This is a genomic window from Novosphingobium organovorum (genome assembly GCF_022832435.1).
Classification (GTDB): domain Bacteria; phylum Pseudomonadota; class Alphaproteobacteria; order Sphingomonadales; family Sphingomonadaceae; genus Novosphingobium; species Novosphingobium organovorum.
Genome location: NZ_JALHLF010000168.1, coordinates 1 through 5,324, shown reverse-complemented (window position 1 = coordinate 5,324; position 5,324 = coordinate 1). Strand labels below are relative to the sequence as shown.

Here is a 5,324-nt window from a genome sequence, read left to right as displayed (position 1 = left end):
CGTCCCGAACCCGCCGCGCGCAAGCCCGAGGCGACGACCGCCGCCGCCGCTGGCAAGAAGCCCGATGCGGCCAAGAAGGGCGCCGCTCCCGCACGCGGGGCCGAGCGCAAGAACGATCGCCGTCAGTCGGGCAAGCTGACCGTGAACCGCGCGCTGAACGACGATGAAGGCGCCCGCGCGCGTTCGCTCGCCGCGCTCAAGCGCGCCCGCGAGAAGGAGCGCCGTGCGCAGTTCTCGGGCCGTTCGCAGCCGCGCGAAAAGCAGGTTCGCGACGTCGTCGTGCCCGAGGCGATCACCGTTCAGGAGCTTGCCAACCGCATGGCCGAGAAGGGCGCCGACCTGGTGAAGGCGCTGTTCAACATGGGCATGATGGTCACCGTCAACCAGACGATCGACCAGGACACCGCCGAGCTGCTGGTCGAGGAATTCGGCCACAACATCGAGCGTGTTTCGGCCAGCGACGTGGACATCAACGCCGAAGCCGACGTCGATGCACCCGAGACGCTGAAGCCACGCGCGCCGGTCGTGACCATCATGGGCCACGTCGACCACGGCAAGACCTCGCTGCTCGATGCGCTGCGCGGCACCGACGTGGTGCGCGGCGAAGCCGGTGGCATCACCCAGCACATGGGCGCCTACCAGATCAAGACCAAGGGCGGCGAGAAGATCACCTTCCTCGACACGCCGGGTCACGCCGCCTTCACCCAGATGCGCATGCGCGGTGCCAACGTCACCGACATCGTCATCCTGGTGGTGGCCGCCGACGACGGCATCATGCCGCAGACGATCGAGGCCATCAACCACACCAAGGCTGCGGGCGTTCCCATGATCGTGGCGATCAACAAGTGCGACAAGCACGAGGCCAACCCGCAGAAGGTGCGCGAGCGTCTGCTCGAACACGAAATCGTCGTCGAGGCGATGTCGGGTGAGGTGCAGGACGTCGAGGTTTCGGCCAAGACCGGCAAGGGTCTCGACGAGCTGATCGAGAAGATCCTGCTCCAGGCCGAATTCATGGAGCTCAAGGCCAACCCCGACCGCGAGGCCGAGGCGACCGTGATCGAAGCCAAGCTCGACAAGGGCAAGGGCCCGGTCGCAACCGTGCTGGTCCGCCGCGGGACGCTCAAGCGCGGCGACATCTTCGTCGTCGGCACCGAGAGCGGCCGCGTGCGCGCCATGAACGACGACAAGGGCAAGCAGGTCAAGGAAGCGGGCCCCTCGATGCCGATCGAGGTGCTGGGCCTGGGCGGCGTGCCGATGGCCGGGGACACGCTGACCGTGGTCGAGAGCGAACAGCGCGCCCGCGAGGTTTCCTCGTGGCGTCAGGAGCAGGCGACCGCCAAGCGCACCGCCAGCGCTCCGACTTCGCTCGACACGATGTTCTCCGCGCTCAAGGCCAAGCAGGATGTCATCGAGTATCCGGTGGTCATCAAGGCCGACGTGCAGGGCTCGGTCGAGGCGATCGCCGCCGCGCTCCACAACCTCTCGAACGACGAGATCAAGGTGCGCGTGCTGCACTCGGGCGTGGGCGCCATCACCGAGACCGACGTGACCCTGGCTTCGGCCTCGGGCGCGCCGATCATCGGCTTCAACGTCCGTCCGAACGCCAAGGCGCGCGAGCAGATCGAGAAGTCGAAGACCGCGATGATGTACTACGACGTGATCTACGAACTGACCGAGGAAGTCGCCAAGCAGATGGCCGGCATCTGGGGTCCGGAACGGATCGAAACCGTCGTCGGGCGTGCGCAGGTCAAGCAGGTCTTCCCGGCCGGCAAGAAGGACAAGGCGGCCGGTCTGCTGGTCGAGGAAGGCGTCATCCGCAAGGGGCTCCACGCGCGTCTTACCCGCAACGACGTCATCGTTTCGGCAACGACCATCGCCTCGCTGCGCCGCTTCAAGGACGACGTCGACGAAGTGCGCACCGGTCTGGAGTGCGGTGTGGTCCTGGCCGACACCAACGACATCCGGGCGGGCGACCAGCTCGAAGTCTTCGAGGTCAGCCACCGCGAGCGTACGCTGGGCTAAGCCCTGGCGCGGCGCTGCGGCGCCGCCCACGCGCGAGCAACGAAATCGGGGCAGGCATCCACAAGGGTGCCTGCCCCTTTTCGTATTTGCTGTTATGGCTTGGAGCCAATGCCGGTCGGACTTGCCGCGCCCTGCCGGGCGGGCGGAGCCCGCCGCCGAGCCCGGAGTTCGATTCGATGCCCCGCTACTGCGCCTTCTTTTCCTCGCTCAACGTGGGCGGAAACCGCCTGACGATGGAAGACTTGCGCCGCGCGCTGCGGCGCGAGGAGATCGACAACGTCGAGACGGTGATCGCCAGTGGCAACGTGCTGTTCGATTACGATGAACGCCCGAGCGAGGGCCTCGAGGAGCTGTTCGCCTACATCATGGCCGAGCGTTTCGACATCGACAGCTTCGTCGCCATTCGCAGCAAGGAGGAAGTGCGCGCCGCGCTCGAGGACAATCCCTTCGTGGGTTTCGGCGAGGACGCCAAGGTCCATACCCAGTTTCTCGCCAGCCAGCCGCCGCAGGCGAATTTCGACGCGCTGCTGGCCGCCTACAAGGGGCGTGGCGATGAGAAGCTGGCGCTGGGCGAGCGTTGCCTGTTCATCGACTTCGTTCATGGGGTGGCGGGCAGCCGTTTGACGCCGGGCTTCATCGAGCGGCGTCTGGGCTGCCGGGGGACGGCGCGCAACGCGCGGTCGCTCGGGCGGATTCTGGCCAAGATGTAGAAATTTGGGGGATGACGGTCAGGCGAATCGCCCCTCTTGCAAAAGGAAAGGGCGACGGGCTCCGCCAAGCCCGCCGCCCTTTACCCGGTGGCGAAAAGGGTGCCGCNTAGAAATTTGGGGGATGACGGTCAGGCGAATCGCCCCTCTTGCAAAAGGAAAGGGCGACGGGCTCCGCCAAGCCCGCCGCCCTTTACCCGGTGGCGAAAAGGGTGCCGCGTCTAGAGCATTTTCCAGTCAGGTGGAATCACCTGACGGTTCAGAAAATGCGTCAAAACAAAAGTCTAGAGCATTTTCCAGTCAGGTGGAATCACCTGACGGTTCAGAAAATGCGTCAAAACAAAAGTCTAGAGCGGTAGATCTGATGCAATCTGATCGAAAACCGCTCTAGCCGCGGCGGATCAGAACAGACCCGGATAGACGGCGTAGACCTTCAGGCTCGAGGTGCCGATCAGCAGCACATTGCTGCCCGAACGCACGTAGCGGTAGCCACGCTTGGGCGCGGGCAGCTTCTTGAAGCTCTTGTAGTTCACGACCTGGTAGTTGCGCGCGCGGCTCTTGTCGAACTTCTCGCCCTTCTTGAAGCTCTTGTAGCCCTTGCTCGCGCTGTGCGAGGAAGCCTTCTTGTCGTCGTGGTGCGAGGCCTGCTGGCTGTGGCCGGGCTGCTGATGCGACTGGGCCATCGCGGGCGCGGCCGCCATCGGTAGCGTGAGCGCTGCGGCCAGCAGTGTGGCGGTAAACTTGTTCATAAAATCACTCCTAAATGTGAACCTCACACCCCCATAACGCCTCGGCGTGGCAAAGGTGGCGTAATCATTTGTTGCAAATTGTCGTGGCAGGCCCAAATGGAACGCAACTATGGCACGTCAGCAAACTACCCCTGAGCAGCACTCGGTCCGCCTTCTCAAGGTGGGCGAACAGGTGCGCCACGTCATTTCCGAAATCCTCACCCGCCAGCAGGTCCACGACGACACGCTGAGCGGGCACTCGGTCTCGGTGACCGAAGTGCGCATGACGCCCGACTTGCGGCAGGCCACCGTCTACGTGAAGCCCCTCCTGGGTGAGGACGAGGAGGTGGTGCTCAAGGCGCTGCGCACCAACACGGCCTATTTCCAGAAGGAAGTGGCCCAGCGCCTCAAGCTCAAGTTCGCCGCGAAGATCCGTTTCCGCACCGACGAGACGTTCGACGAGGCGAGCCGGATCGACGCGCTGCTCAACGATCCGCGCGTGCGCCGCGACCTTGACCAGGATGCGGCGGAACAGCCCGACACCGAGCCATCCGACGAAGACTGATCGGCGCTGCTGGCGCGGGGCCGTCTGACCGATCCGGGCCTGCTGGTCCGAGCCTGCCGGTCCGAGCCTGCACGCCGGTTCCGCACGCCCGATCAATCGGTGATGAAGACCACGCGCGCGGCGTGCCAGTTACCGGCGGCCGCATCGGCGGGCGTGATGCGCCACTGGCAGCGGCCTTCCTCGGGCCACCACCATTCGACCATGTCGTCCCAGGCCAGCTCGAGCAGGACCAGCTCGTCGCTGTCGTGTGCGCGCTGGAACAGGCGATGTTCGGCTTCGGCGGGCAGGCGGTATTCGCTGTTGATCCGCTCGAGCAGCGGCGCGGGGATCGCCGCGAGCGCTTCGTCGGGGCCCGAGATCATCGCGCGCAGCGAGATCGTCGCGACTTCGGCAAGCGAGGCGGGGACCGCGTCACCGGCCAGTTCGCCGTAGCGTTCATGCGTTTCGGGCAGGAGATCGCGCACGATTTCCAGTTCGTCCGAGGTCAGCTGCGTCCAGGGCGCGCGGCCTTCGAGGAAGCTGTCGAGCGCGGCGAGCATTTCGGGCAGCGAGCGGCGCTGCTCCTCGATCCGCGCGAGTTCCTCGGTCAGCGCCTCGATGTCCTCGCGCGCGTCATCGCGCTCGTAGGGATCGGAATCGGGGTCGTTCTCGATCCGGCTGAGCGCCTCGCGCATGTCGCGAAGGCGTGCGCGGTGCGTGTTGATGGGGCCCTCGGCGCCATCGGCCCCGTCGAGCGCGTCGCGCAGGCGATCGGCGAAGTGGTGGACCGAGTGCCACCACAGCGTCTCGACCGGCTCGCCCACGCCCACGGCGTAGAACGGATGGTCGCGCTCGGCCAGGCCATGCCCGGTCGCCGCGTCGGACAGCGCGACCGGCCAGAACGGAAACAGCCAGCGGGTAAGCCGGGTGGTGCGCTGCGGGAACAAGGCCCCCCCTTCGTTGAAGGCGGGCGGCAGGTCCTGCGGCGGATCGGTGAAGTCGTGGTGGCCCGCCGCGACCGGGACCACCGCGCCATCGCCCAGGAAGAAGGCCAGCGAACCGGTGCCGGGAAGCGAGGCGGTGGGGGCGATCGCGGCAACGTCGGCCAGATCGATCTGTGCGAGGAAGGGCAGCGGGGTGCCGTGTTCGTCGCTGGGCCAGGGCGCGGCGCCGAGCCGGGGCAGGCCACCGAACCAGCTGCTGTCCTCGAACCAGTCACGCCCCATCGTGCGCGCCTTGCGCACGAGGCGCAGCGTGCGCGCCTCGAACGGCGCCGGGGCGGGGGCGGGTTCGGCTTCGGGCTCGGGGAAGGCCGGGGCCGGG

5 protein-coding genes are annotated in these 5,324 nt (G+C 66.5%); 3 read left to right on the top strand and 2 right to left on the bottom strand.

Translation table 11 applies throughout. From position 1 onward, the window contains the following. A partial coding sequence (gene infB / locus MTR62_RS19735; RefSeq protein ID WP_244024156.1) for a translation initiation factor IF-2 occupies window positions 1–2,022 on the top strand: 2,022 nt, incomplete at its 5' end. A gap of 176 nt (window positions 2,023–2,198) precedes the next feature. Next, the gene (locus tag MTR62_RS19730; protein WP_244024154.1) at window positions 2,199–2,732 is read left to right on the top strand and encodes a DUF1697 domain-containing protein; all 534 of its coding nucleotides are present in this window, start codon (window positions 2,199–2,201) and stop codon (window positions 2,730–2,732) included. 398 nt (window positions 2,733–3,130) lie between these two features. Here the strand turns inward: MTR62_RS19730 and MTR62_RS19725 are convergent, their stop codons facing one another. Beyond that, window positions 3,131–3,478: an RcnB family protein gene (locus MTR62_RS19725; RefSeq protein ID WP_244024152.1), complete on the bottom strand. Its 348-nt coding sequence runs from the start codon at window positions 3,476–3,478 to the stop codon at window positions 3,131–3,133. A gap of 109 nt (window positions 3,479–3,587) precedes the next feature. Between MTR62_RS19725 and rbfA the strand changes: the two genes are divergently transcribed. Beyond that, the gene (gene rbfA / locus MTR62_RS19720) at window positions 3,588–4,022 is read left to right on the top strand and encodes a 30S ribosome-binding factor RbfA (RefSeq protein ID WP_244024150.1); all 435 of its coding nucleotides are present in this window, start codon (window positions 3,588–3,590) and stop codon (window positions 4,020–4,022) included. Window positions 4,023–4,114: 92 nt separating this feature from the next. Here the strand turns inward: rbfA and MTR62_RS19715 are convergent. Beyond that, window positions 4,115–5,324: DUF1963 domain-containing protein (locus MTR62_RS19715; RefSeq protein WP_244024149.1), on the bottom strand; the 1,210-nt coding region annotated here is incomplete at its 5' end.